Annotated in this window: 17 protein-coding genes and 1 riboswitch; of the genes, 5 read left to right on the top strand and 12 right to left on the bottom strand. The window is 51.3% G+C overall.

The window, feature by feature from the left end:
• Positions 1 to 3: 3 nt before the first annotated feature.
• The 8 genes from ACFQ2T_RS08870 to ACFQ2T_RS08835 form a co-directional block, all read right to left on the bottom strand.
• Positions 4 to 306 carry an HP0495 family protein gene (locus ACFQ2T_RS08870; RefSeq protein WP_379033283.1) on the bottom strand — a complete coding sequence of 101 codons (303 nt, stop codon included), beginning with the start codon at positions 304 to 306 and terminating at the stop codon, positions 4 to 6.
• A 23-nt stretch (positions 307 to 329) separates the two neighbouring features.
• On the bottom strand, positions 330 to 1,469 hold the full coding sequence (locus tag ACFQ2T_RS08865; RefSeq protein WP_449288952.1) for a D-alanyl-D-alanine carboxypeptidase family protein: 1,140 nt from the start codon (positions 1,467 to 1,469) through the stop codon (positions 330 to 332).
• Between the two features lie 91 nt (positions 1,470 to 1,560).
• The gene (locus ACFQ2T_RS08860; RefSeq protein ID WP_379033280.1) at positions 1,561 to 2,643 is read right to left on the bottom strand and encodes a septal ring lytic transglycosylase RlpA family protein; all 1,083 of its coding nucleotides are present in this window, start codon (positions 2,641 to 2,643) and stop codon (positions 1,561 to 1,563) included.
• A 37-nt stretch (positions 2,644 to 2,680) separates the two neighbouring features.
• Positions 2,681 to 3,778, bottom strand: coding sequence for a rod shape-determining protein RodA (gene rodA / locus ACFQ2T_RS08855; RefSeq protein WP_379033277.1), 1,098 nt, complete (start codon positions 3,776 to 3,778; stop codon positions 2,681 to 2,683).
• Positions 3,771 to 5,702 carry a penicillin-binding protein 2 gene (mrdA, locus tag ACFQ2T_RS08850; RefSeq protein ID WP_379033274.1) on the bottom strand — a complete coding sequence of 644 codons (1,932 nt, stop codon included), beginning with the start codon at positions 5,700 to 5,702 and terminating at the stop codon, positions 3,771 to 3,773. Before mrdA ends, rodA begins: the two co-directional genes overlap by 8 nt.
• A 4-nt stretch (positions 5,703 to 5,706) precedes the next feature.
• On the bottom strand, positions 5,707 to 6,183 hold the full coding sequence (gene mreD, locus ACFQ2T_RS08845) for a rod shape-determining protein MreD (RefSeq protein ID WP_379033271.1): 477 nt from the start codon (positions 6,181 to 6,183) through the stop codon (positions 5,707 to 5,709).
• Positions 6,180 to 7,298, bottom strand: coding sequence for a rod shape-determining protein MreC (gene mreC / locus ACFQ2T_RS08840; protein ID WP_379033269.1), 1,119 nt, complete (start codon positions 7,296 to 7,298; stop codon positions 6,180 to 6,182). The genes mreD and mreC overlap by 4 nt, the downstream gene beginning before the upstream one ends.
• A 29-nt stretch (positions 7,299 to 7,327) precedes the next feature.
• Positions 7,328 to 8,371, bottom strand: a complete 1,044-nt coding sequence (locus tag ACFQ2T_RS08835; RefSeq protein ID WP_055830500.1) for a rod shape-determining protein — start codon at positions 8,369 to 8,371, stop codon at positions 7,328 to 7,330.
• 124 nt (positions 8,372 to 8,495) lie between these two features.
• Between ACFQ2T_RS08835 and gatC the strand changes: the two genes are divergently transcribed.
• The 3 genes from gatC to gatB are packed head-to-tail and all read left to right on the top strand — an operon-like array spanning position 8,496 to position 11,778.
• Positions 8,496 to 8,783, top strand: coding sequence for an Asp-tRNA(Asn)/Glu-tRNA(Gln) amidotransferase subunit GatC (gene gatC / locus ACFQ2T_RS08830; protein ID WP_379033265.1), 288 nt, complete (start codon positions 8,496 to 8,498; stop codon positions 8,781 to 8,783).
• Between the two features lie 58 nt (positions 8,784 to 8,841).
• Positions 8,842 to 10,332 carry an Asp-tRNA(Asn)/Glu-tRNA(Gln) amidotransferase subunit GatA gene (gatA, locus tag ACFQ2T_RS08825; protein WP_379033940.1) on the top strand — a complete coding sequence of 497 codons (1,491 nt, stop codon included), beginning with the start codon at positions 8,842 to 8,844 and terminating at the stop codon, positions 10,330 to 10,332.
• A complete protein-coding gene (gene gatB / locus ACFQ2T_RS08820; RefSeq protein WP_379033262.1) occupies positions 10,333 to 11,778 on the top strand; it encodes an Asp-tRNA(Asn)/Glu-tRNA(Gln) amidotransferase subunit GatB in 1,446 nt (481 codons plus the stop codon). It begins immediately after the preceding gene.
• Positions 11,779 to 11,836: 58 nt separating this feature from the next.
• On the opposite strand, the gene ACFQ2T_RS08815 is transcribed toward gatB, so the two are convergent.
• The 4 genes from ACFQ2T_RS08815 to ACFQ2T_RS08800 form a co-directional block, all read right to left on the bottom strand.
• A complete protein-coding gene (locus ACFQ2T_RS08815; protein ID WP_379033259.1) occupies positions 11,837 to 12,832 on the bottom strand; it encodes a response regulator in 996 nt (331 codons plus the stop codon).
• The gene (locus ACFQ2T_RS08810) at positions 12,829 to 17,061 is read right to left on the bottom strand and encodes a PAS domain S-box protein (protein WP_379033256.1); all 4,233 of its coding nucleotides are present in this window, start codon (positions 17,059 to 17,061) and stop codon (positions 12,829 to 12,831) included. Before ACFQ2T_RS08810 ends, ACFQ2T_RS08815 begins: the two co-directional genes overlap by 4 nt.
• A complete protein-coding gene (locus ACFQ2T_RS08805) occupies positions 17,021 to 17,296 on the bottom strand; it encodes an MHYT domain-containing protein (RefSeq protein ID WP_379033254.1) in 276 nt (91 codons plus the stop codon). The genes ACFQ2T_RS08810 and ACFQ2T_RS08805 overlap by 41 nt, the downstream gene beginning before the upstream one ends.
• A gap of 205 nt (positions 17,297 to 17,501) precedes the next feature.
• Positions 17,502 to 17,909: a hypothetical protein gene (locus ACFQ2T_RS08800; RefSeq protein ID WP_379033251.1), complete on the bottom strand. Its 408-nt coding sequence runs from the start codon at positions 17,907 to 17,909 to the stop codon at positions 17,502 to 17,504.
• Positions 17,910 to 18,060: 151 nt separating this feature from the next.
• Positions 18,061 to 18,170, top strand: a riboswitch (TPP riboswitch).
• Between the two features lie 28 nt (positions 18,171 to 18,198).
• On the opposite strand from ACFQ2T_RS08800, the gene thiC reads away from it, so the two are divergent.
• Together thiC and ACFQ2T_RS08790 are read left to right on the top strand one after the other, a co-directional pair.
• A complete protein-coding gene (gene thiC, locus ACFQ2T_RS08795; RefSeq protein WP_379033249.1) occupies positions 18,199 to 20,124 on the top strand; it encodes a phosphomethylpyrimidine synthase ThiC in 1,926 nt (641 codons plus the stop codon).
• Between the two features lie 190 nt (positions 20,125 to 20,314).
• Positions 20,315 to 21,163, top strand: a complete 849-nt coding sequence (locus ACFQ2T_RS08790; RefSeq protein WP_379033246.1) for a hypothetical protein — start codon at positions 20,315 to 20,317, stop codon at positions 21,161 to 21,163.
• Positions 21,164 to 21,169 lie beyond the last annotated feature (6 nt).

Raw genomic sequence — 21,169 nt, 5'->3', positions numbered from 1 at the left:
GGACTAAAGCACGACCTTGACCATCGGGTGTGAGGTCAGGCTGCGATAGATATCATCCAGTTGCGGTTTTGAGGTGACATATACCAGGCAAGTCAGGCTCTGGTATTTGCCATTGCTGCTGGCACGGATTTCAATCAGGTGCGCGCCAAACTCCGGCAAATGTGTCTGTATCACACGTGTGACTTCAGCGCTGAAGTCAGCATGTGTTTCACCCATCACCTTGATAGGAAAATCGGTGGGAAACTCAATCAGGGTTTCTTCTGACCCGGGTAATTGTTCCGGAGGTGTCTGATCTTGTTTGCTCATATGGTCACCCGTTTTAAACGCTGTTATTGCAAGTACAAGCGCACCTGGTCGATCATGCGTGAAAAAATATTACTGGCTTCAACCGCCTGCATGGTCACCAGCGGTACACTGTGTACGACCTGGTTGTTCAAGGTGAAGTCAATCTTGCCCACCGTTTGCTGGGCTTTCAGTGGCGCTTCCAGCGGCTTTGCAATGCGCACATTGGCTTTCATATTGGCGTACTCGCCTTGTGGCAAGGTCAAATACACCGGCCTGGCGACGGTCAAATCGACTTCGCTTTCTTTGCCTTTCCAGACTTTCTGGCGCGTGATGGCTTTAGCAGCCGGGTAAATCAGTTTTGACTCAAAGAACTGGAAGCCGAAGTTCAGCAGTTTCTGGCTCTCAGCGGCGCGTACATTGTCTGAAGTGGTACCCAATACCACCGAGATCAGGCGAAAATCGTTGCGCTTGGCCGATGAGATCAGGCAATAGCCAGCAGATTCGGTATGCCCGGTTTTCATGCCATCGACGGTAGGGTCGAGGAATAGCAAACGGTTACGGTTAGGCTGGGTGATCTTGTTATAGGTATAGGATTTTTGTGAGTACAGGCGCGCGTAGTCTTGCGGATAATCGCGGATCAAGGCATTGGCCAGAATCGACAGGTCACGTGCGGTCGTGGTGTGGGTTGGGTCAGGCAAGCCGGTCGAGTTCACGAAATGACTGTTTTTCATACCCAAGGCCACGGCCTTCTTGTTCATCAGCGTGGCAAACAACTCTTCACTGCCGGCAATCCCTTCTGCCAGTGTGATGGAGGCATCGTTACCAGACTGGATAATCAGGCCATGCAACAGCTCATCCACGGTGACTGTCATCGTGGTGTCGATAAACATTTTTGAGCCTTCGACCTTCCAGGCCTTATGACTGACAGGCAATGTTTGCGTCAGTGATAAACGCTTTTGCTTGACTGCTTCAAAAGCGAGATAGGCTGTCATCACCTTGGTCAGCGAAGCGGGCTCCACCGGCATATCCGGATTGCTGGCAGCCAGCAATCCGCCGGTATTGGCATCGCGCAATACAAAAGCTTTAGCGGCCAGCGTCGGTGATGGAACATTCAGGGTGACGGTTTCAGCCGCCAGCGTGATGATGGGTAAAGAGAGTAGAAGTGCAATACAAGAGCGCCACATGGTTAGTCACTTAACGAGAAAAACAGTCAATGAGAAAAAACCCTAAACGGGAAATAAGCTTCACGCAGGAAAACCTGGCGCGAAAAAACAATTACCGGGAAAAAATCAGTGCAGGTAACTGCAGTTGGTCACGCATCTGGCTGGCAGCCTGTGCGGCCAATGCGTGATCTGGATACGGCCCCAGTACCACCTGGAACAGCTTGCCATTATACACTTTGTTGAGCAGGGTTTGTGTCTCGGGCAAGGTATTGGAGATGCGTTTCTGCAAGCGGTCGGCATTTTCTTCCTGGCCAAAAGCCCCTACCTGTATATAAATGCCATTGGCTTCCAGCCCGTTGGCGCCAGTGTTTGCAGGGGTGGAAGGGTTTGCAGGTGACGGCGTGCTGACCGGTGCAACTGCGCTTGTTGATGCGGGCGCACTTGCTGATGCAGGCACGCCTGCCGACACGGACTGGACAATCTCCCTCGTCACTTGCACGGTTTCACTTGATGCCGGCGGGGTTGCAGGGGTGGCCAGTGTCGTGTCTATCAGTGATATTTCTACCTGGCTGGAGCCGTGCTGGATAATATCCAGCTGTTTGGCTGCCGCATAAGATAAATCAATAATGCGCGGACGGCCGAATGGTCCGCGGTCATTCACCCTGACGATCAGCGATTTACCGTTGCTGAGGTTGGTCACGCGCGCATAGCTGGGAAGGGGCAAGGTTTTGTGCGCGGCAGAAAGTTTGAACATATCGTAGACTTCACCGCTGGCGGTTTTGCGGCCATGGAATTTCTTGCCATACCAGGAAGCGTGACCGGTCTCGGTGAACGGCGTATTGATGGCCGTCATCGGCGAAATCGTTTCGCCATTGACGATGTAAGGCTTGGTGGTGGATTTGACGATAGGATCCAGCCTGGGCGTGACGGTTGTTTCCAGCGGTGTATTCGGGTCTATGCCGTCGGTGGCATTGCCCTGGAATTCCGGTTTCGGGTCAATATTGATGACACGCGGCCCCATGATGGTCGGTGCCGAGGGCGCAGATGCCTGCGGTTTCGGGCTTGAGCGCTCAGTCGGCGTCGTTTTGCTGGCGGGCGGTTGTGAAGGCGTAGTCTGGCGTGGCGGCATACTGCTGCTACAGGCAGCCAGCAGGCTGGTGAGCAATAGTATTCCCAGCAGGTTCAAATTAGACATCCTATCCTCACAAAATGACTGCACTAATCGGTCGCCACTAATCTGTAGCAACCAGGCGTTTATGCGATTGCACACTCATTAACAGGCCCAGGCTCAGGCCCAGGGTTAACAGTGAAGTACCGCCATAACTGACCAATGGCAGCGGAATACCCACCACCGGCAAAATGCCACTGACCATGCCCATATTCACAAAGCAATAAGTGAAGAAGGTAGCAGCAATGCTGCCTGCCAGCAGGCGCGAAAACGTATTTTTGGCTTGCGAGGCGATGATAAACGCCCTGCCTATGATGATGATGAACAACAGCAATAACAGGCAGCAGCCCACCAGGCCAAATTCTTCCGCAAACACGGCAAAAATAAAGTCAGTGGTGCGTTCCGGCACAAAGTCCAGCTGCGACTGGGTACCGTTCAGCCAGCCTTTGCCGGTCATGCCACCAGATCCGATCGCAATCGTCGCCTGGATAATATGGTAACCCGCACCCAGCGGGTCCTGGCTGGGGTCTACCAGAATCTCCACCCGGCGCCTTTGGTAATCGTGCAACATGGACCACAGGATAGGGAGCGCCGCGCCAAACGCAAACGCGCTGCCAAAGATGAATTTCCAGCTCAGCCCGGCCAGGAAGATGACGAAAAACCCTGAAGCAAATACCAGTGTCGCGGTGCCCAGGTCAGGCTGCTTGGCAATCAACAATACCGGCACCAGCAATATCACGCCCGCCACCAGGTAATCAGCGGTGCGCAACATGGTTTCGCGTTTTGAGAAATACCAGGACAGCATGATAGGGACTGCCAGTTTCATGAGTTCCGACGGCTGGATTTTGGTCACGCCCAGGTTTAACCACCGCCGCGCACCATGGCTGATATCGCCTATCAATGCAACTGCGATCAACAGTGTGAGCCCGAATATATAAACGGGAAATGCAATGCGCTCAATCAAAAGCGGTTGGGTATTCGCCACCAGCAGCATCACCGCCATCATGATGATGATATTGATGATTTGCGCATTCACTTTGGTCAGCGACTGGCCGGAGGCGCTGTATAAGACCATCAGCGCTACCACTAACACCATCAGCACCGTGGCAAGCAGGATAGAGTCTATATGCCGTATAAAGCGGCCGATCAATTGCCTAATCATGTGGCTCCTCTTCTACTTCTGGCGCATTCTGTATCGTGACTTCTGGCACAGCAGCCGCAGCCGGGTCGACCGGCACTTTACCGAGCAGATAATAATCCATGACCTTGCGCGCAATCGGGCCTGCCGTTGAACCGCCATGGCTACCGTTTTCAACAATCACCGCGACGGCGATTTTCGGGTCATCCGCAGGCGCATATGAAATAAACCAGGCATGGTCGCGGTGGCGCTCGTTAATCAGTTTTTCGTTATATTTCTCGTTTTGCTTGATACCAACCACTTGCGCGGTACCGGTTTTGGCCGCGATCAGGTAGCCTGCATTGGCACCAATCGCCGCAGCAGTACCGCCAGGTTGGGTCACATCCATCATGCCCAGCTTGACGATTTCCAGGTTGTTGGCGCTTAAATTCAACTGGTCGGCAATCTCATGCGGCAACAAACTGACCTGGTTGGTTTTGGAATTCACAATGGCATTCACCAGGTGCGGCCGTATCGATTTACCACTGTTAGCCAGCATGGCGGTGGCGCGCGCGAGCTGCATGGGGGTGACCAGCGTATAGCCCTGCCCGATGCCGACAATCACGGTTTCGCCCATATACCAGGGTTGTTTGAAACGTTTTTTCTTCCACGCCGGGGTAGGCAGCAAGCCGGACAGTTCGCCCTGGATATCGATATTGGTTTTTTCGCCAAAGCCAAAATGGCGTACAAAATCGGTCAGTCGATCTATGCCCAGTTCCATCGCCAGGCCATAAAAAAATGTATCGCAAGACACGGTGATCGCCCTGCGCATATCCACGGCACCGTGGCCGGAGGGTTTCCAGTCGCGGTAGCGGTGACGGCTGTTTGGCAGCATGAAATAACCGGGGTCGCTGATGGCGAAAGGCGGCTGGCGTTTGCCAGACTCTAACCCTGCCAGCGCTACAAATGGTTTGAAGGTGGAGCCTGGCGGGTAAATACCTTTCAGGCTGCGGTTGATCAGTGGTTTATCCAGCGAATTATTCAGCAGGTTCCAGTTGTCGTAATCAATGCCATCGACGAACAGGTTGGCGTCAAACGAAGGCATGCTGGCCATCGCCAGCACTTCACCGGTTTTTGGTTGAATAGCCACCAGTGCGCCACGCCTGCCAGCAAATTCATGCTCGGCGATTTCCTGTAATTTGGCATCCATAGACAGCACGATGTTATTGCCAGAAGTGGGCGACGCGCTGGAAAGCACACGTACCGCGCGGCCATCCGCATCGATTTCCACCTGCTGGAAACCGGTAATGCCGTGCAACTGTTCTTCGTAGGCCTGTTCCACCCCGGCTTTGCCGATGTGCTCGGTGCCTTTGTAATTCGAGAGCTGGCTATTTTCTTTCAACTGCCTGAGGTCGTTCTCGTTGATGCGGCTGATGTAGCCAATCGCATGCGTTCCCAATGTGCCATAAGGGTAGTGGCGGAATAAGCGAGACTTCAGTTCTACACCGGGAAAGCGGAAGCGATTGACCGCAAATTTGGCTGCTTCGTACTCATTGAGGTGAGTGCGGATAGGGATGCTCTCGAAGGTATGGCTTTGCCCACGCAGTTTTTTAAAGCGCTTTAAATCGGTAGGTGATATCTCGACCAGCTGGCCCAGCTCTTCAATCGTATCCTGCAAATCATCGGTTTTAGACGGCGTGATTTCCAGCGTATACACAAAAAAGTTATGCGCCAGGATAATGCCGTTGCGGTCAGAGATCAGGCCGCGGTTAGGCGTGATGGGGACAATCGAAATCCGGTTGTTTTCCGCCAGCGTCTGGTAGTAATCGTAGCGATAGATCTGTAAAAAATAGAAGCGCCCGGCCAGTGCCGAAAATGCGGCAATCACCACTAATACAAGGAAAACCAGGCGAACCCTGAACTTGTGTTGTTCGTTCTGGTGGTTCTTGAGTTCGGTACTGTACCCCATGCGCTTACAGCTTTTTAGGGCGCGACAGTTCGCCGAACCAGATGATCATGATTTGCCAGAGGATCAGGTCGGAAATGACAGGCAGGCCATAAGTCCAGTCAGGCAACTCGCTGCCTGCGAACAGTTTCAGCAGCATAATTAAAATACGCTGCATGCCGAACAGGAAGATCAGGTAGAGGTACAACTGCCAGCGGTTAAACAGCACCAGGCGGCGCTGGTAAATCAGGCCGAGAAATGCGGTAATTGAAAAGGTAAGCGCATGTTGGCCGAGCAGGCTGCCCGTCGCCAGATCGACCAGCAGCCCGGCGAACCACACCCAGCCGATATTGCAGTGATAAGGCGCCTGCAATAGCCAGTAAAGTGCGATCACCAATAAAAAATCAGGGCGGATAATCACGCCGGAGTTAGACCATGGATACAGCTGGAACACCAGTCCGACCAGCAAGGTAAAAAAGAAGGTGCTGAACTTAACCGGCTTCATGGATGCTCCGGTGCGGTGGGTACCTGGTTGTTATTAGGTTGCGTGCTGTTAGGTGTCGCGCCAGTGGGTGGCATGACTGCTGTTTCAGGCGCTGGTGTCGTGTCTGTTGAATCCAGGCTGGGAATTTCAGTGATTGGGTGCGGGTCCACTGCGGCATTATTCTTTTGCAGTACATCGACTACCGATTGATCCAGATGCTGCGCGTTGTTACGCGGCAATACCGGTTTGTTATCAGTCACCGGATTGATGGCCGGTGATTCCGGGATTTTCAGAATTAATACGTGTTTATGATTGTTCACCCCGGCAATCGGGCGGCTGACGATTTTGGCAAACGGTGAATCCTGGCTTTGTTTGATCTGCGTCACCACCGCCACCGCCAGGCCGGCTGGGTATACGCCATCAATGCCTGAAGTCACCAGTTTGTCGCCGACTTTGATATCGACGCTGGTCGGCAGGTAAGGAATATCCAGCGTGTTGCGTTTACCTTCGCCGAAAGCAATCGCGCGCAACTGATTGCGCTCAATCTGGATGGGAATGGACAATTTTTTATCGGTAATCAGCGTGACTTCACTGGTGAACGGGTAAACGCGTGTGATCTGGCCAACCACGCCTTGTTCATCCACCACTGCCTGGCCTGGTGTAATGTCGTGATGGCTGCCACGGTTGAGCGTGATGATATTGCTGAACGGGTCGCGCCCCATATGCATCACTTCGCCCAGTGTGGCTTTAGGGATGATAGGCGCATCACCCGCCAGCAATGTGCGTAAATGCACATTTTCTGCATCCACGGTTGCCAGGCGTTGTAGCGCGGCGTTGTCTATCAGGCCTTGTTGCTTAAGCTTGAAGTTTTCCTGGATCAATTGATTGTGCGAAGTGAAGTAGGTATTGATGTTGCGACCCCATTCATTCGGGGCGCTGGCGACGATTTCCAGCGGATGAAGGGCGGCGCTAAACCATTGCCGTACCTGGCTCAGGTAGTCAAAACGCGCATCGATGGCCATCATGACCAGCGATAACGCGCAAAAAAACATCAGGCGTGAAAAAGGCCGCGGCCCCTGGATAAAAAAGGCCGGGGATTCGTGCGGATCAAGCTGTTGGTGTATGCCTTTGAGCATAATGAGGGTATCGCCAGCCGGACCTTATCTTATTCACTGGCAAACACATTGCCGAGCTTGTCCATTTCCTCCAGCGCGCGGCCACAGCCACGGGCCACGCAAGTGAGCGGGTCTTCAGCCACAATGACAGGCAGGCCGGTTTCTTCCACCAGCAAACGGTCCAGGTCGCGCAGCAATGCGCCACCACCGGTCAGTACCATGCCTTTTTCAGCAATATCGGCGCCCAGTTCCGGCGGTGTTTGTTCCAGTGCAGATTTCACTGCGCCGACGATGGAGTTCAACGGCTCGGTGAGTGCTTCCAGGATTTCGTTACTGGAAATAGTGAATTTACGTGGCAGGCCTTCGGCCAGGTTGCGGCCGGTGACTTCCATTTCCAGCACTTCAGAACCAGGGAAAGCAGAGCCTATTCTTTTCTTGATCGCTTCGGCGGTAGGTTCGGAAATCTGCATGCCGTAGTTACGGCGGATGTAGTCAATAATGGCCTGGTCAAATTTGTCACCACCGACGCGTTCGGATTTGGCGTACACAATACCCCCCAGTGAAATCACGCCAACTTCAGTGGTACCGCCACCGATATCCACCACCATGGAACCAGTCGCTTCAGCCACCGGCATGTCGGCACCAATGGCAGCGGCCATTGGTTCTTCAATCAGGAACACTTGTTTGGCACCGGCGCGCTCGGCAGACTCTTTAATCGCACGGCGTTCCACCTGTGTTGAACCTACCGGTACACAGATGATGATGCGTGGGCTAGGCGAGAACCAGCGGGATTCGTGTACTTTACGGATGAAAAACTTGAGCATTTGCTCGGTGATGGTGAAGTCGGCAATCACGCCATCCTTCATCGGGCGGATCGCCTGAATGTTGGCTGGCGCACGGCCCAGCATGCTTTTCGCATCGGAGCCCACTGCCAGCAACACTTTTTTACCATTGGGCCCGCCCTCGGTACGAATGGCAACGACAGACGGCTCGTCCAGTACCACACCCTTGCCGCGCACGTAAATCAGGGTGTTGGCTGTGCCAAGGTCGATTGCGAGATCATTGGAGAAGTAGCTGTTAAGTGCACCGAACATGTTTTATCCTGTAAAATTCCGACTTTTGAAGCGCCAGCCGAGTGTGGCTTGAAATCAAGGTATAATAGCGCAAAACGCACATGAAATTAAGATGTGATTTCGAATTCTTGAAGACTTATCCTCTATGGCACTCAATCTTGAAGACATCAAACGTATAGCGCATCTGGCTCGCATCGAAGTCAGTGACACTGAAGCGCAAGAAACTTTAAATAAACTTTCCGGCATTTTAGGGCTGATCGAGCAAATGCAGGCGGTGGATACCACCGGCATTGCGCCTATGTCGCACTCCCAGGATGTGACACAACGCTTGCGTGAAGACGTGGTCACCCAAACCAATCAGCGTGAATTGTTCCAGGCTATTGCACCTGCCACGCAAGATGGTTTGTATCTTGTGCCCAAGGTCATTGAATAAACATTGATCAAACGCACCGATAAATAATTAAGTCGCCACCTCCAATACGGTTTTAATGATGATTAACAGTAGCCTCAAACAGCTGGGTCAACAATTGGCCAGCAAGCAAGTTTCCAGTGTCGAGCTCACGCAAGCCTACTTGCAGCGCGTGACGCAACTCAATCCGACCATCAATGCGTTTATCACCCTGGATGAAGAAAAAACCCTGGCCCAGGCCAAGGCTGCTGATGCGCGCATTGCCGCCGGTGACTTCGGGCCGCTGACGGGTATCCCGCTCGCGCAAAAAGACATTTTCTGTGCCAAGGGCTGGCGCACCACTTGCAGCTCGAAAATGCTGGAAAAATTCATTGCGCCGTATGACGCCCATGTCATCAGCCAGTTTGATGCCGTCGGTGCCGTGAACCTGGGCAAGACCAATATGGATGAATTCGCCATGGGTTCTTCCAACGAGACCAGTTACTTTGGTGGCGTGAAAAACCCGTGGGACTTTGACCGCGTGCCTGGTGGTAGCTCGGGTGGTTCAGCAGCCGCTGTCGCGGCGCGCTTGTGTGCTGCAGCGACAGGTACTGATACCGGCGGTTCCATTCGCCAACCCGCCTCCCTGTGCGGCTTCACTGGCCTGAAACCAACCTATGGTCTGGTATCGCGTTACGGCATGATCGCGTTTGCTTCTTCTCTGGATCAGGCGGGCCCGATGGCTAAATCGGCTGAAGACTGTGCCCTGATGCTGAACGTGATGGCCGGTTTCGACGAGCGCGATTCCACCAGCGTTAACCGCGAAAAAGAAGATTACACGCGTGGCCTGGCTGCGATGACTGGCGAGCAACCGCTTAAAGGCCTGCGTATCGGCTTGCCTAAAGAGTACTTTGCCGAAGGCCTGAGTGCTGACGTTGCTAAAGTCATTGAAACGGCGATTGCCGAATACAAAAAACTGGGTGCTGAAATCGTGGATATCAGCCTGCCAAATAACAACCTGTCTATTCCCGTTTACTACGTGCTGGCTCCCGCAGAAGCTTCCAGCAATTTGTCTCGCTATGACGGTGTGCGTTACGGTCACCGCGCTGCCGAATACAACGATCTGCAGGAAATGTACATGAAATCTCGCGCCGAAGGCTTTGGCGCCGAGGTCAAGCGCCGTATCCTGATCGGTACCTATGTATTGAGTGCCGGTTATTACGATGCCTACTACCTGAAAGCCCAGCAAATCCGCCGCCTGATTGCACAGGATTTTGTGGAAGCATTCAATCACTGTGATGTGATCATGGGACCCGCTGCCCCTTCGACAGCCTTTAAGGCCGGGGAGAAGACCAGTGACCCGGTCGCCATGTACCTGGAAGATCTGTATACGATTGCCGTTAACCTGGCCGGGTTGCCGGGCATGAGTGTCCCGGCAGGCTTTACCCAGAGTGGCAACGGCAAACCGCTGCCAGTCGGCTTGCAGATTATCGGTAATTATTTTGATGAAGCGCGCATGCTGGATGTCGGCCACGCCTATCAACAAGTAACAGACTGGCATACCCAAATGCCAGTAGCATTGGAGAACATCTAAATGCAGTGGGAAGTCGTGATCGGGTTGGAAACCCACGTTCAGTTACAAACCAAGTCCAAACAATTCAGTGGCGCTTCGACCACTTATGGTGCAGCGCCAAACACGCAGGCATGCGAGGTCAGCATCGCTTTGCCTGGCGTATTGCCTGTCCTGAATAAGCAATCAGTCGAATGCGCGATCAAATTCGGCCTGGCTATTGATGCCGAGATCGCTCCGCGCAGTATTTTTGCGCGCAAGAATTACTTTTATCCGGATTTGCCTAAGGGCTATCAGATTAGCCAGTTCGAATTGCCAGTGGTCGGCAAGGGCAAAATCACCATCCAGGTGCCTGCCGGTAAAAATACTGAAGCTTACGAAAAAGTCATCAACATCACCCGTGCGCATCTTGAAGAAGATGCCGGTAAATCTGTGCACGATGCGGTTGAAGGTATGTCCGGTATCGATTTGAACCGTGCCGGGACGCCATTGCTGGAAATCGTCACTGAACCGGATATGCGCAGTGCGGCGGAAGCGGTTGCCTATGCCAAAAAACTGCACGAACTGGTGCAATGGATAGGCATCTGTGACGGCAATATGCAGGAAGGGTCGTTCCGTTGCGACGTGAACGTGTCAGTGCGCCCGAAAGGCACAGAAAAACTGGGCACCCGCCGCGAAATCAAGAACCTCAACTCGTTCAAATTCATGTTGCAGGCGATTGAGTACGAAACCCAGTGGCAGATCGAAACACTGGAAGATGGCGGTACCATTCAACAAGCCACTATCCTGTTTAACCCGGACACTGGCGAAACCCGCGCCATGCGTTCCAAGGAAGAAGCCAACGATTACCGTTATTTCCCGGACCCGGATCTGTTGCCGCTGGAAGTGACTGAAGCGGACAAGGCGCGCGTTCGCGCGGATATGCCAGAATTGCCGCAGGCATTGCAGGTACGCTTTACCAGTGAGTACCAACTATCAAGCTACGACGCCAGCAACCTGACTGGCTCACGTGCAGTGGCAGATTACTTTGTTGCGGTTGTGAGTGCAGGTGGCGATGCCAAACAGGCCGCAAACTGGGTGATGGGCGCACTGTCTGCCAAATTGAATGCCGATGAGAAAACCATTACCGAGAGTCCGGTTTCTGCGGCACAACTGGCGGCTTTGTTGAAACGTATCGCCGATAACACCATCTCTAACAACGCCGCCAAACAAGTGTTTGAAGGCCTGTGGGCAGGGGAAGGCGACGTCGATGCGATTATTGAAGCCAAAGGCCTCAAGCAAGTATCCGACACCGGCGCGATTGAAGCGATTATCAATGAAGTGCTGGCGGCCAACCAGGCCATGGTCGAAGAGTACAAAGCCGGTAAGGAAAAAGCCTTTAATGCGCTGGTGGGCCAGTGTATGAAAGCTTCCAAAGGTAAAGCTAACCCGGCGCAAGTCAATGAACTGCTGAAAACCAAATTAGGGTAATCGCTGGTTTTAGCTCACCTAAAGCGGGCTAAACTAATTTGAGATAATGGCGTGAAGATTATTCTTCTCGCCATTTTGCATTAATGGCGATCAAATCAGGTAAACAGTTCAGCATGGCTTCGACGACCAGCGGGTCAAAGTGACGGTTAACCTGCGACTTGATTTCTTCGACAGCTTTTTCCACCGGCCAGGCCTCTTTATAGGGGCGCTTGCTCAGTAGTGCATCAAATACATCGGCAACCGCCACAATGCGTGCTTCTATGGGAATTTTTTCACCTTTCATCCCAAACGGGTAGCCGCTACCATCCCATTTTTCATGGTGGTACAAGGCGACGGTATGGGCCAGTTTAATTAAGGGTGAAGTGGATCTATCCAGAATATCGGCACCCAATTGCGGATGGGTGCGCATCACCGCCAGTTCATCGTCATCCAGTTTGCCAGGTTTAAGTAATACACTGTCGGGAATGCCGATTTTACCGATATCATGCATGGGCGCAGCGTGTACCAGTTGCTCGGCAAAGCCTGCATCCATACCTAATTCCAGTGCAATTCTGCCGGACACATGGCTCATGCGGATGACATGCATGCCGGTTTCATTATCCTTAAACTCTGCTGCACGCCCGAGTCGCTGAATTAATTCCAGGTGCGTGTTTTTTAATTCATCAATGTGTACCAGCGACAAGTGTGTTTTGACGCGTGCACGTACTAATGATGGGGAGATGGGCTTGTTGATGTAATCGACGCCGCCAGCGTTAAAACCTTCGGATTCATCAGCCTCATCCGTTAGCGCGGTGACAAAGATGACTGGAATCGTGTGTGTTTCCGGATCATTTTTTAAGTGTCTACAGACTTCAAACCCGGTCATGCCCGGCATCATGACATCGAGCAAAATCAATCCTGGTCTTTCTTTCTTCACCAGGTCCAGTGCATCCATGCCATTTTTGGCAAAGCTCAGACGGTAGTCATCCTGCAAGACTTGCTTGAGCACTTTCAGGTTGAGCGGCTCATCATCGACAATCAGGATTTTGGGTGGCTGGCTGATGTAATCCGTCATGACGTAGTCCCGTGTGTATGGGCTTCCAATAATGTATCGATTTGAGTCACCGCTTGTTCAAAATCAAAGTCATTCAGGCATTGGGTGATTGTATGCAATGTCTGGCGCCAGTCAGCCGGTGCATGCTGCATCAGTTTGTTTGCCAGGGCATCATCCAGTTCGGCCATTGCTGCTAGCGCGCGCAGTTCTTGCAACCATTCCAGCAATTGTTCGCTATCAATATTGGATGTGACCATTGAGGCTTGGGCAGATTCTGACTCATTGTCGAGTAATGTACTGATTGTTTGTTGCAACGCTTGAGTTGTGGTTTGCAAGTGATCGACCAAGGCAGGGCATTCTTGCCAGTTCTCTTCGGTGATATGTTCCAGCGCATCATAAATGGACTGCACTTTAGGCAGAGCAAGATTGGCACTCACGCCTTTATTGGCGTGTGCGATCATCCTGAGTGCAACATGATCATTCGCCTGTATGGCGGCTTTCAATGTTTGTATGTGCCGCGGTGCTTCCTGTAAGTACTGACCGACTTCAATCAGGTAAGTCTGCTGATCGCCCCATAACATGCCTCCCTTACGCAGGTCGAATTCTTTTTGGGCGAACGTTTGTTCAACCACTTCTGTTGGCGATGTGACGGAACCAGTTAATACACGTTGCATTTCAGCCAGTAATAAAGGTAATTCAATGGGTTTGGAGCTAAACCCATCCATATCGGCCTGTTTGGCAGCTAATCTATCCTGCTCTAGCACACTTGCGGTCAATGCAATAATCGGTGTTCTATCCCAGCCTGCTTCACGTTCCATTTCGCGAATACGCAAGCTGGCAGTCAAGCCATCGACAACCGGCATCTGTACATCCATTAAAATAATATCGAAGGACCGGGTTTGTAAGGTGTCAATGACTTCCTGGCCATTAGAGGCAAGGGTGACCCTATGTCCTTGCTTTTCCAGCATGATATTAAGTAATTTACGGTTTTGTTCAATATCATCTGCTGCCAGGATATTAAGGGATGGCAAGAAGTTTTGAGTGGCATCTACGATAGGCTCTCTACGAATGCCTTCCGATAGCGGTAACGTGACACTGAAACAACTGCCATGGCCTATCTGGCTTGTAGCCGTGATGCGGCCACCCATCAGCTCAACCAGCTGTTTACTGATGGTAGTGCCTAAACCGGTGCCGCCAAAACGACGGCTCATGGTTGCATCTGCCTGCGTGAATGGGTCAAATATGCTTTCCAGGCGGTCTGCATCAATGCCGATACCGGTATCTATCATGTCAAACTGCATCTCGCCATTCTCGGTTGGGTACACCTTTAACTCGACATGGCCGGTTTCAGTGAATTTAACGGCGTTGCCTAATAAATTGGTGAGTACCTGGCGGATACGATGCTCAGCGCCTTTGAAATAACCCGCAGCCTCGGGGGCAAGGGTGAGTTTTAATTCCAGATGCTTTTTGCGGGCTTGCAGCCACAGTGAAGAAATGACGCTATCCACCAATTCGCGCATGGAGAAATCCACTATTTCCAGTTCCAGCATGCCTTTTTCCAGCTTGGCGCTGTCAAGAATGTCATTCAGCAGATGCAACAATGACTTGGCTGACTGGCTGATGGTCGATAAGTAATTGCGTTGTTCCTGTTGCATGGCGGTGTCCAGCAGCAACTCACTAAAGCCGATAATCGAATTCATTGGGGTACGGATTTCATGGCTCATATTAGCCAGGAAGGTACTTTTAGCGCTGGCAGCCTGTTCGGCTTTATCCTTGGCCAGCAACATCTCTTGTTCCATTTGCTTGCGCTCAGTGATATCAATCATGAACATCAATACTTTAATGACTTTGCCATCCGTATTCCGGATCGGGCTGTAAGAGGCATGAATCCAGATTCTTTTGCCATGTTTGCCGTAGCGCACAAACTCGCCATGCACAAACTCACCACGTTTAAGGGACAGCCACTTCTGTTTATAGCGTTCAGTGGTTATAAATTCCGGTGGGCAAAGAATGGAGTGATGGCGCCCAAGAATTTCTGGTAGCGTATAACCTAGCAGATCCAGAAAGCTTTGGTTTGCAGTCAGTACAAAACCATCAATGGTAAATTCAGCCATGCTGGTTGAATTGTTAATAGCGTTCGCAATGCCCTCAAATTCAGCATTTTTGTGTTTTGATTCTGTGACATCCAGCAAAACGCCATCCATGGCGCTAATCTCGCCATCACTGTTTTGAATAGGTGATACCGAAGCCGAAATCCATTTCTCAGTGCCATCCCGGGCAGTGATTCTGAATTCGGTGACAAAGCTTTGCTGGCTGGAAATGGCTGCTTTGGCAATTGGCATTACCCGCTCAAGATCATCGGGGTGCATGAGTGGTGAGAAACGCAGGCTGCCATTTAAAAAGTCTTTGGCTGGCCAGCCTGTCATTTGCAATATCGCATCACTGATCAGTTGTATTTGCCATTCGCCTATGACATTACAGCGGAAAGTAACCCCGGGAATATTGTTCATCATCGACTGGATTTGCTGGTCTTTTCCACGCACATCCAGTTCCATCTGTTTACGTTCGCTGATATCCATCATAAACATGAGCACTTTAGTCACGTTGCCATCTACATTGCGGATTGGACTATAGGAGGCATTGATCCAGACCTTTCTGCCATTTTTAGCGTAACGTAAAAACTCACCATGAATAGACACACCACGGCGCAGAGCGGGCCATTTCTGTTCGTAATCATGCACCACATCTTCTGGCGCACAAATAATCGAGTGATGCCGCCCCTGGACTTCGTTCAGCTCGTAGCCCAGTAGGTCCAGAAAATTCTGGTTGGCACTTAATATCATGCCATCCATAGTAAATTCAGCCATGCTGGTGGAATAATTAATGGCATTCACAATGCCTTCAAACTCGGCATTTTTATGTTTCGACTCGGTTATATCAAGCATGACACCGTCCAGCGCGTCGGCAGTGCCATCATTGGTGTAAGTGGCAGAAGCGAATTCTGATATCCATTTTTCATTACCCGCCCGGTCTGTAATCCTGTATTCGATGGCATAGTTGGTTCGATTGGCAACGGCTGCTTCGACAATCGGCTGTATACGCTGTGCATCTTCAGGCTGAATAAACTGTGCAAAATGCACCTCGCCTTTTAAAAAGTCTTCAGCTTTCCAGCCAGTCATCTCTACGACCGCATCGCTGATTAAGCGCATACTCCAGCTTTCGTCCAGATTACAGCGAAACGTCACGCCCGGAATATTGTTCATCATCGAACGAATCTGCTGATCTTTTTCGCGAATGGCTTTTTCAATGGCTTTACGCTGCGTGAGGTCAGTGATAAAGCCGACGAACAGTTTTTCCCCTGGAAGCTTGACTTCACCAATCGCCAGGCGGATGGGAAACTGCGTGCCATCTTTCTTCATGGCTTCCAGATCGCGGCCTTCGCCAAGAATTTGTGCCTGGCCGCCTGCCTGGTAATTTTTAAGGTAATACAGATGGTTGGAACGGTCCGGCTCCGGCATCAGCATTGAAATATTCTTGCCTTCCATCTCGTCTTTGCGCCAGCCAAAGAGCTTCTCTACCGCTTCGTTGCAGGAAATGATCTGGCCGGAAGTGTTGATGGTGACAATGCCATCCACTGCTGTGTTTAAGATTGTTGATAAGCGCGTTTCACTGACTTGGATGCTTGCTAGCGCTTGCCGGTAACTGATCAGCACATTAATTGCAGCCGCAATGATGCCTATCAGTATAGTGACCAGCGTGATACCAAGTGCCAGCGAGATGGATTGGTTATCTTCAGGATTGAAGCCGGGTTGTGCTTGCCCGATAAAGCGTGCAGAGGCCATGCCGGTGTAATGCATGGCAGTGATGGCGCTGCCCATCAGCACGCCGCCCAGCACGATACTCACCTTGGCTGGCAGCTTGCCTTTCTGGTTGAGGAAAATGCCGGTCCATAATGAGAGCGTGGCCAAGCAGACCACCACCACTACTGAAATCAATACCCATAACAGGTCGAATTTGAGCACTGGCTCCATTTTCATCGCCAGCATCCCGGTGTAGTGCATGGCGCCAATGCCTGTGCCGACCGAGAGTCCACCTTTAATCAGCTTGCCGTAATCAAGCTGGTTCTCCGTCATCAGGTTGAGCGCATAATAAGATGCCAGTATGCCGGGCATCATCGAGATCATGGTGACTTCAGGGTTGTAAGTGACTTTAGTACAGATTTCGTAGGCCAGCATGCCTATAAAGTGCATGGCCCAAATGCCTGCCCCAAATGCCTGCCCCCAGGGAGATTGAGCTGGCGATAATTGAAAACTTCTGTGACACCAGCGAAGTTTGCTTTTGTGACAGGCGGGTTAGCTGTAGCGCCAGCACCGAGGTGCATATGGCTACCAGCGCAGACAAGATGACTAACCATGGATTATAGGTACCATAGAGTAGGGCGGTGGGTGACCCTTCCCTGAAAAAGAAAATACTGTACCAATCCATGCGGTGATTGCCTTCAATAAAAAATGTTGATCTTGCGAGCGTTATTTTATCTGGTGCATACAATAAATAATATTGAGAACAATGCTGTTTTTAAAGGCTATTTCACCGTTTAGTTGATCGGAATGAATAGTGATTTTCAGGTGCCAGAGAAGCAAAAAACCCTGCAGATGCAGGGTTTTTATGGTTGTAACGGTTTCTTTGGGGATTAATGACACAGCACATGGCAAATCAGCTGGTAGCAAATCGTCATAAAGCCGATGGTGGTCAGCACGAAACTGATGGCAGAAAATACCTTCCATTTCATTTTGCTCCAGAAGTCGGTGTCAAAGGCCGCAATGGTGAAAATAGTCGGGTTGGTAAAGCCGCCGATAGCCACGCAGACACAGGCAAAATGATGTAATTCAATGCCAGCGGTTTTGGATGCAGCAAAGAATCCCAGCTGGAAAAGCGCCATCAAGGCGTAATCCACGTGGGCTCGGATCATGGTTTTATAATCGACCAGAAATCCGCCATCGATACCCTGAATCGGGAACCAGCGGGCAAATGTCATTAACCATGCAGATAAAATTAAAGCAGTGGTACAGGCCACTGCACCTATCAATAAGACGTCCATTTTTTTCTCTCCTGAGCTCTGATTTAAAAGGGTGTCCCGTATTTTTATTGTGTCGGGAAGTGTGATTGTAGACAGACCTGTCTGTTTGTCAAGATGGGACATTAGCAAAAGTATGATTACTTGCGTTATTCGGCGATTTCCCGCACAATCCGTTCCTTGCTAGGGGTCTGTAAATCCTTAATTTTTAAGATTTACAGTGAGAGTTACCCTTCGAACCTGACGCGGTTGATACCGCCGTAGGGAATGCAAATCACAGCATCCTTACGTCTATTTCTTTTAAGGATGCTCAATGAATGCCATAGACAAAAATCTTCAGTCCCAGACTCCGCAATCCCAGGTTTCTCAATCCAAAAACGTAAAATTCGTCAACGCGGATGCCAAAGTTGACGAAGCCACCACCAAACCATTTGCCAAGTCGCGCAAAATCTACGTTCAAGGTTCACGCTCTGATATCCAGGTGCCATTCCGTGAAATCTCGCTGAGCAATACGCCTTCCAGTTTCGGTGGCGACACTAACCCGCCTGTGGTGGTTTATGATACCTCCGGCCCTTATACCGACCCCAATGTCGAAATTGACATCCGTAACGGCTTACCTGCGTTGCGTGCGCAATGGATCATGGAACGTGGCGATGTAGAACAACTGGATGGCCCGACGTCGGAATTTGGTCACCAGCGCCTGGTGGATCCGGAACTGTCGCAAATGCGCTTCAACCTGCATCGCAAACCGCTACGTGCCAAAGCTGGTATGAATGTCAGCCAGATGCATTACGCACGCCAGGGCATCATCACGCCGGAGATGGAATTTATTGCCATCCGCGAAAACCAGCGGCGGGAGAATATGAGCGAATTGCTGCAAACCCAGCATGCAGGCCAGAACTATGGCGCCAGCATTCCCAAAGTGATTACACCGGAATTCGTGCGTGACGAAGTGGCTCGTGGTCGTGCGATTATCCCTGCCAACATCAACCACCCGGAAATCGAGCCCATGATCATAGGCCGTAATTTCCTGGTCAAGATCAACGCCAATATCGGTAACTCTGCACTGGGCTCATCAATCTCTGAAGAAGTAGAAAAAATGGTGTGGGGCACCCGTTGGGGTGGCGATACAGTCATGGATCTGTCTACCGGTAAAAACATCCACGAAACGCGCGAATGGATTATCCGTAATTCACCGGTGCCTATTGGTACCGTACCTATTTACCAGGCGCTGGAAAAAGTGAATGGCAAGGCCGAAGACCTGACCTGGGAGATTTTCCGCGACACCTTGATCGAGCAGGCAGAGCAGGGCGTGGATTACTTCACTATCCATGCCGGTGTGCGCCTGGCGTATATCCCGATGACGGCCAAACGTATGACAGGTATCGTGTCACGCGGCGGTTCCATCATGGCGAAATGGTGCCTGGCGCATCATAAAGAATCGTTTCTTTACGAGCATTTTGAAGATATCTGCCAGATCATGAAGCAGTACGATGTGTCGTTCTCGCTGGGCGATGGCCTGCGTCCTGGTTCTATCTATGATGCCAACGATGAAGCGCAATTTGCCGAGCTGAAAACCCTGGGCGAGCTGACACAGATCGCCTGGAAACACGACGTTCAATGCATGATCGAAGGCCCCGGCCATGTGCCTATGCACCTGATCAAGGAAAACATGGATCTGCAACTGGAGCATTGTGGCGAAGCCCCGTTCTATACATTGGGCCCATTAACCACCGATATCGCACCTGGTTATGACCATATCACTTCCGGGATCGGCGCAGCGATGATAGGCTGGTATGGCTGTGCCATGCTGTGCTACGTGACACCTAAAGAGCACCTGGGCCTGCCGGACAAGGAAGACGTGCGCGTAGGCATCATCACGTACAAGATTGCAGCGCATGCGGCTGACCTGGCAAAAGGACATCCGGGTGCGCAGATCCGTGATAACGCCTTGTCCAAAGCCCGTTTCGAATTCCGTTGGGAAGACCAGTTCAACCTTGGCCTGGATCCGGAAAAAGCCAAGGAATTCCACGACGAGACCCTGCCACAGGAAGGTGCCAAACAGGCGCACTTCTGTTCCATGTGCGGCCCGCATTTCTGCTCGATGAAGATCACGCAGGATGTGCGTGACTATGCCGATAAGCTTGGCGTCGACGAGCAAGCTGCCCTGCAAAAAGGCATGCAGGAAAAAGCGATTGAGTTTGTGAAAAAAGGCAGCGAGGTTTACCAGAAGGTGTGACTTCATTGATAACTGGCCAATGCCAGCGACAGGCAACCTTTTGAGAAAGCCGGCAGTGATGCCGGCTTGTTTTATGGCAAATGTGGTTTTCAGGCAAATTTTTATTGATTGCCGTTGATGGATGGCAGTTCGCTGGCCTGGATATACAAAACAAATGTTAAGGTAAGCAAACAATAATGAAGGGGGCGCCATGCAGCCAACGCTGGAAAACGTTGTGAAAGAATTACCTGGCTATCTGAGTAATTTCACTCACATGATGACTAATCCTTCAGCGTTGGTCAGGGATCATGTCGCCGCTGACAATCCTAAGGCCAGGCTTGAACAGTCCATCACTTTTTTATTTCTGTCTTTCGCGATTGCAGTGGTCCTGGCCGTGGTTTTTCCGGAAGTCACCAACCCGGTGCAGCTGGTCGGCGATGAAAAAGGCTTGGCCGCACATGCCTTCGCAGCGATCCGATTGTTATTTGAATTGCTAGGCCTGGCCACACTTGCGTACCTGGCTGTCAAAATTACGGGTGTTCAAAGTGGTTTCCAGCGCTTTTTCGGGCTCATATGTGCGGCGTGTGGCCTGATATTGGTGATACAGATATTTGCGGCTTCGCTGACGAATATCAGCATGGCAGATCCTGTGACGGCCAAGGCATGGATAGCCATGGAAAAAGGCATGGAAAAGCTGAGGCCATTGATTGAGCAGGGAGTGCTGTGTAGCACTGATGCGCACACAGGAGAAGTCAATGCTGATCACCAACTTGCCAGCCTGTTCAAAACGCAACTGGCTGCGTTGCAGGTCACCTATGAACGGGCAACAGACCGGCCTTTGTATCAATTGGCCACCGGTCTGCAAGGGCTGGCTATGCTGGTGTTGCTGATCTGGTGCGGACGTGTCTGGTTCCTCTATCTCAAAAGCCACGCACTCTCTACCGGAAAAATGATACTTGCGACAGGGTTGCTGGTGGTGTTCGCAGGTGCAGGCATGCTGGTATATGAATTGGTCAATACCGGCGTAGCCATGATGAGCCTCTACCGCCAGTGTGAATGAATCGCA

This window comes from Methylophilus flavus (assembly GCF_042678905.1).
GTDB classification, from domain to species: Bacteria; Pseudomonadota; Gammaproteobacteria; order Burkholderiales; family Methylophilaceae; genus Methylophilus; species Methylophilus flavus.
The sequence above is the reverse complement of the archived record's forward strand: the minus strand, read 5'-3'. Positions and strand labels throughout refer to the sequence as shown.

Coding starts and splice junctions, on each gene's coding strand:
- ACFQ2T_RS08790 (WP_379033246.1), top strand. CDS start 20,315: ATGCAGCCAACGCTGGAAAACGTTGTGAAAGAATTACCTGGCTATCTG.
- gatC (WP_379033265.1), top strand. CDS start 8,496: ATGGCACTCAATCTTGAAGACATCAAACGTATAGCGCATCTGGCTCGC.
- ACFQ2T_RS08815 (WP_379033259.1), bottom strand. CDS start 12,832: ATGACGGATTACATCAGCCAGCCACCCAAAATCCTGATTGTCGATGAT.
- thiC (WP_379033249.1), top strand. CDS start 18,199: ATGAATGCCATAGACAAAAATCTTCAGTCCCAGACTCCGCAATCCCAG.
- mrdA (WP_379033274.1), bottom strand. CDS start 5,702: ATGGGGTACAGTACCGAACTCAAGAACCACCAGAACGAACAACACAAG.
- ACFQ2T_RS08800 (WP_379033251.1), bottom strand. CDS start 17,909: ATGGACGTCTTATTGATAGGTGCAGTGGCCTGTACCACTGCTTTAATT.
- rodA (WP_379033277.1), bottom strand. CDS start 3,778: ATGATTAGGCAATTGATCGGCCGCTTTATACGGCATATAGACTCTATC.
- ACFQ2T_RS08805 (WP_379033254.1), bottom strand. CDS start 17,296: ATGGATTGGTACAGTATTTTCTTTTTCAGGGAAGGGTCACCCACCGCC.
- ACFQ2T_RS08810 (WP_379033256.1), bottom strand. CDS start 17,061: ATGCACTTTATAGGCATGCTGGCCTACGAAATCTGTACTAAAGTCACT.
- ACFQ2T_RS08860 (WP_379033280.1), bottom strand. CDS start 2,643: ATGTCTAATTTGAACCTGCTGGGAATACTATTGCTCACCAGCCTGCTG.
- ACFQ2T_RS08865 (WP_449288952.1), bottom strand. CDS start 1,469: ATGTGGCGCTCTTGTATTGCACTTCTACTCTCTTTACCCATCATCACG.
- gatA (WP_379033940.1), top strand. CDS start 8,842: ATGATTAACAGTAGCCTCAAACAGCTGGGTCAACAATTGGCCAGCAAG.
- mreC (WP_379033269.1), bottom strand. CDS start 7,298: ATGCTCAAAGGCATACACCAACAGCTTGATCCGCACGAATCCCCGGCC.
- mreD (WP_379033271.1), bottom strand. CDS start 6,183: ATGAAGCCGGTTAAGTTCAGCACCTTCTTTTTTACCTTGCTGGTCGGA.
- gatB (WP_379033262.1), top strand. CDS start 10,333: ATGCAGTGGGAAGTCGTGATCGGGTTGGAAACCCACGTTCAGTTACAA.
- ACFQ2T_RS08870 (WP_379033283.1), bottom strand. CDS start 306: ATGAGCAAACAAGATCAGACACCTCCGGAACAATTACCCGGGTCAGAA.
- ACFQ2T_RS08835 (WP_055830500.1), bottom strand. CDS start 8,371: ATGTTCGGTGCACTTAACAGCTACTTCTCCAATGATCTCGCAATCGAC.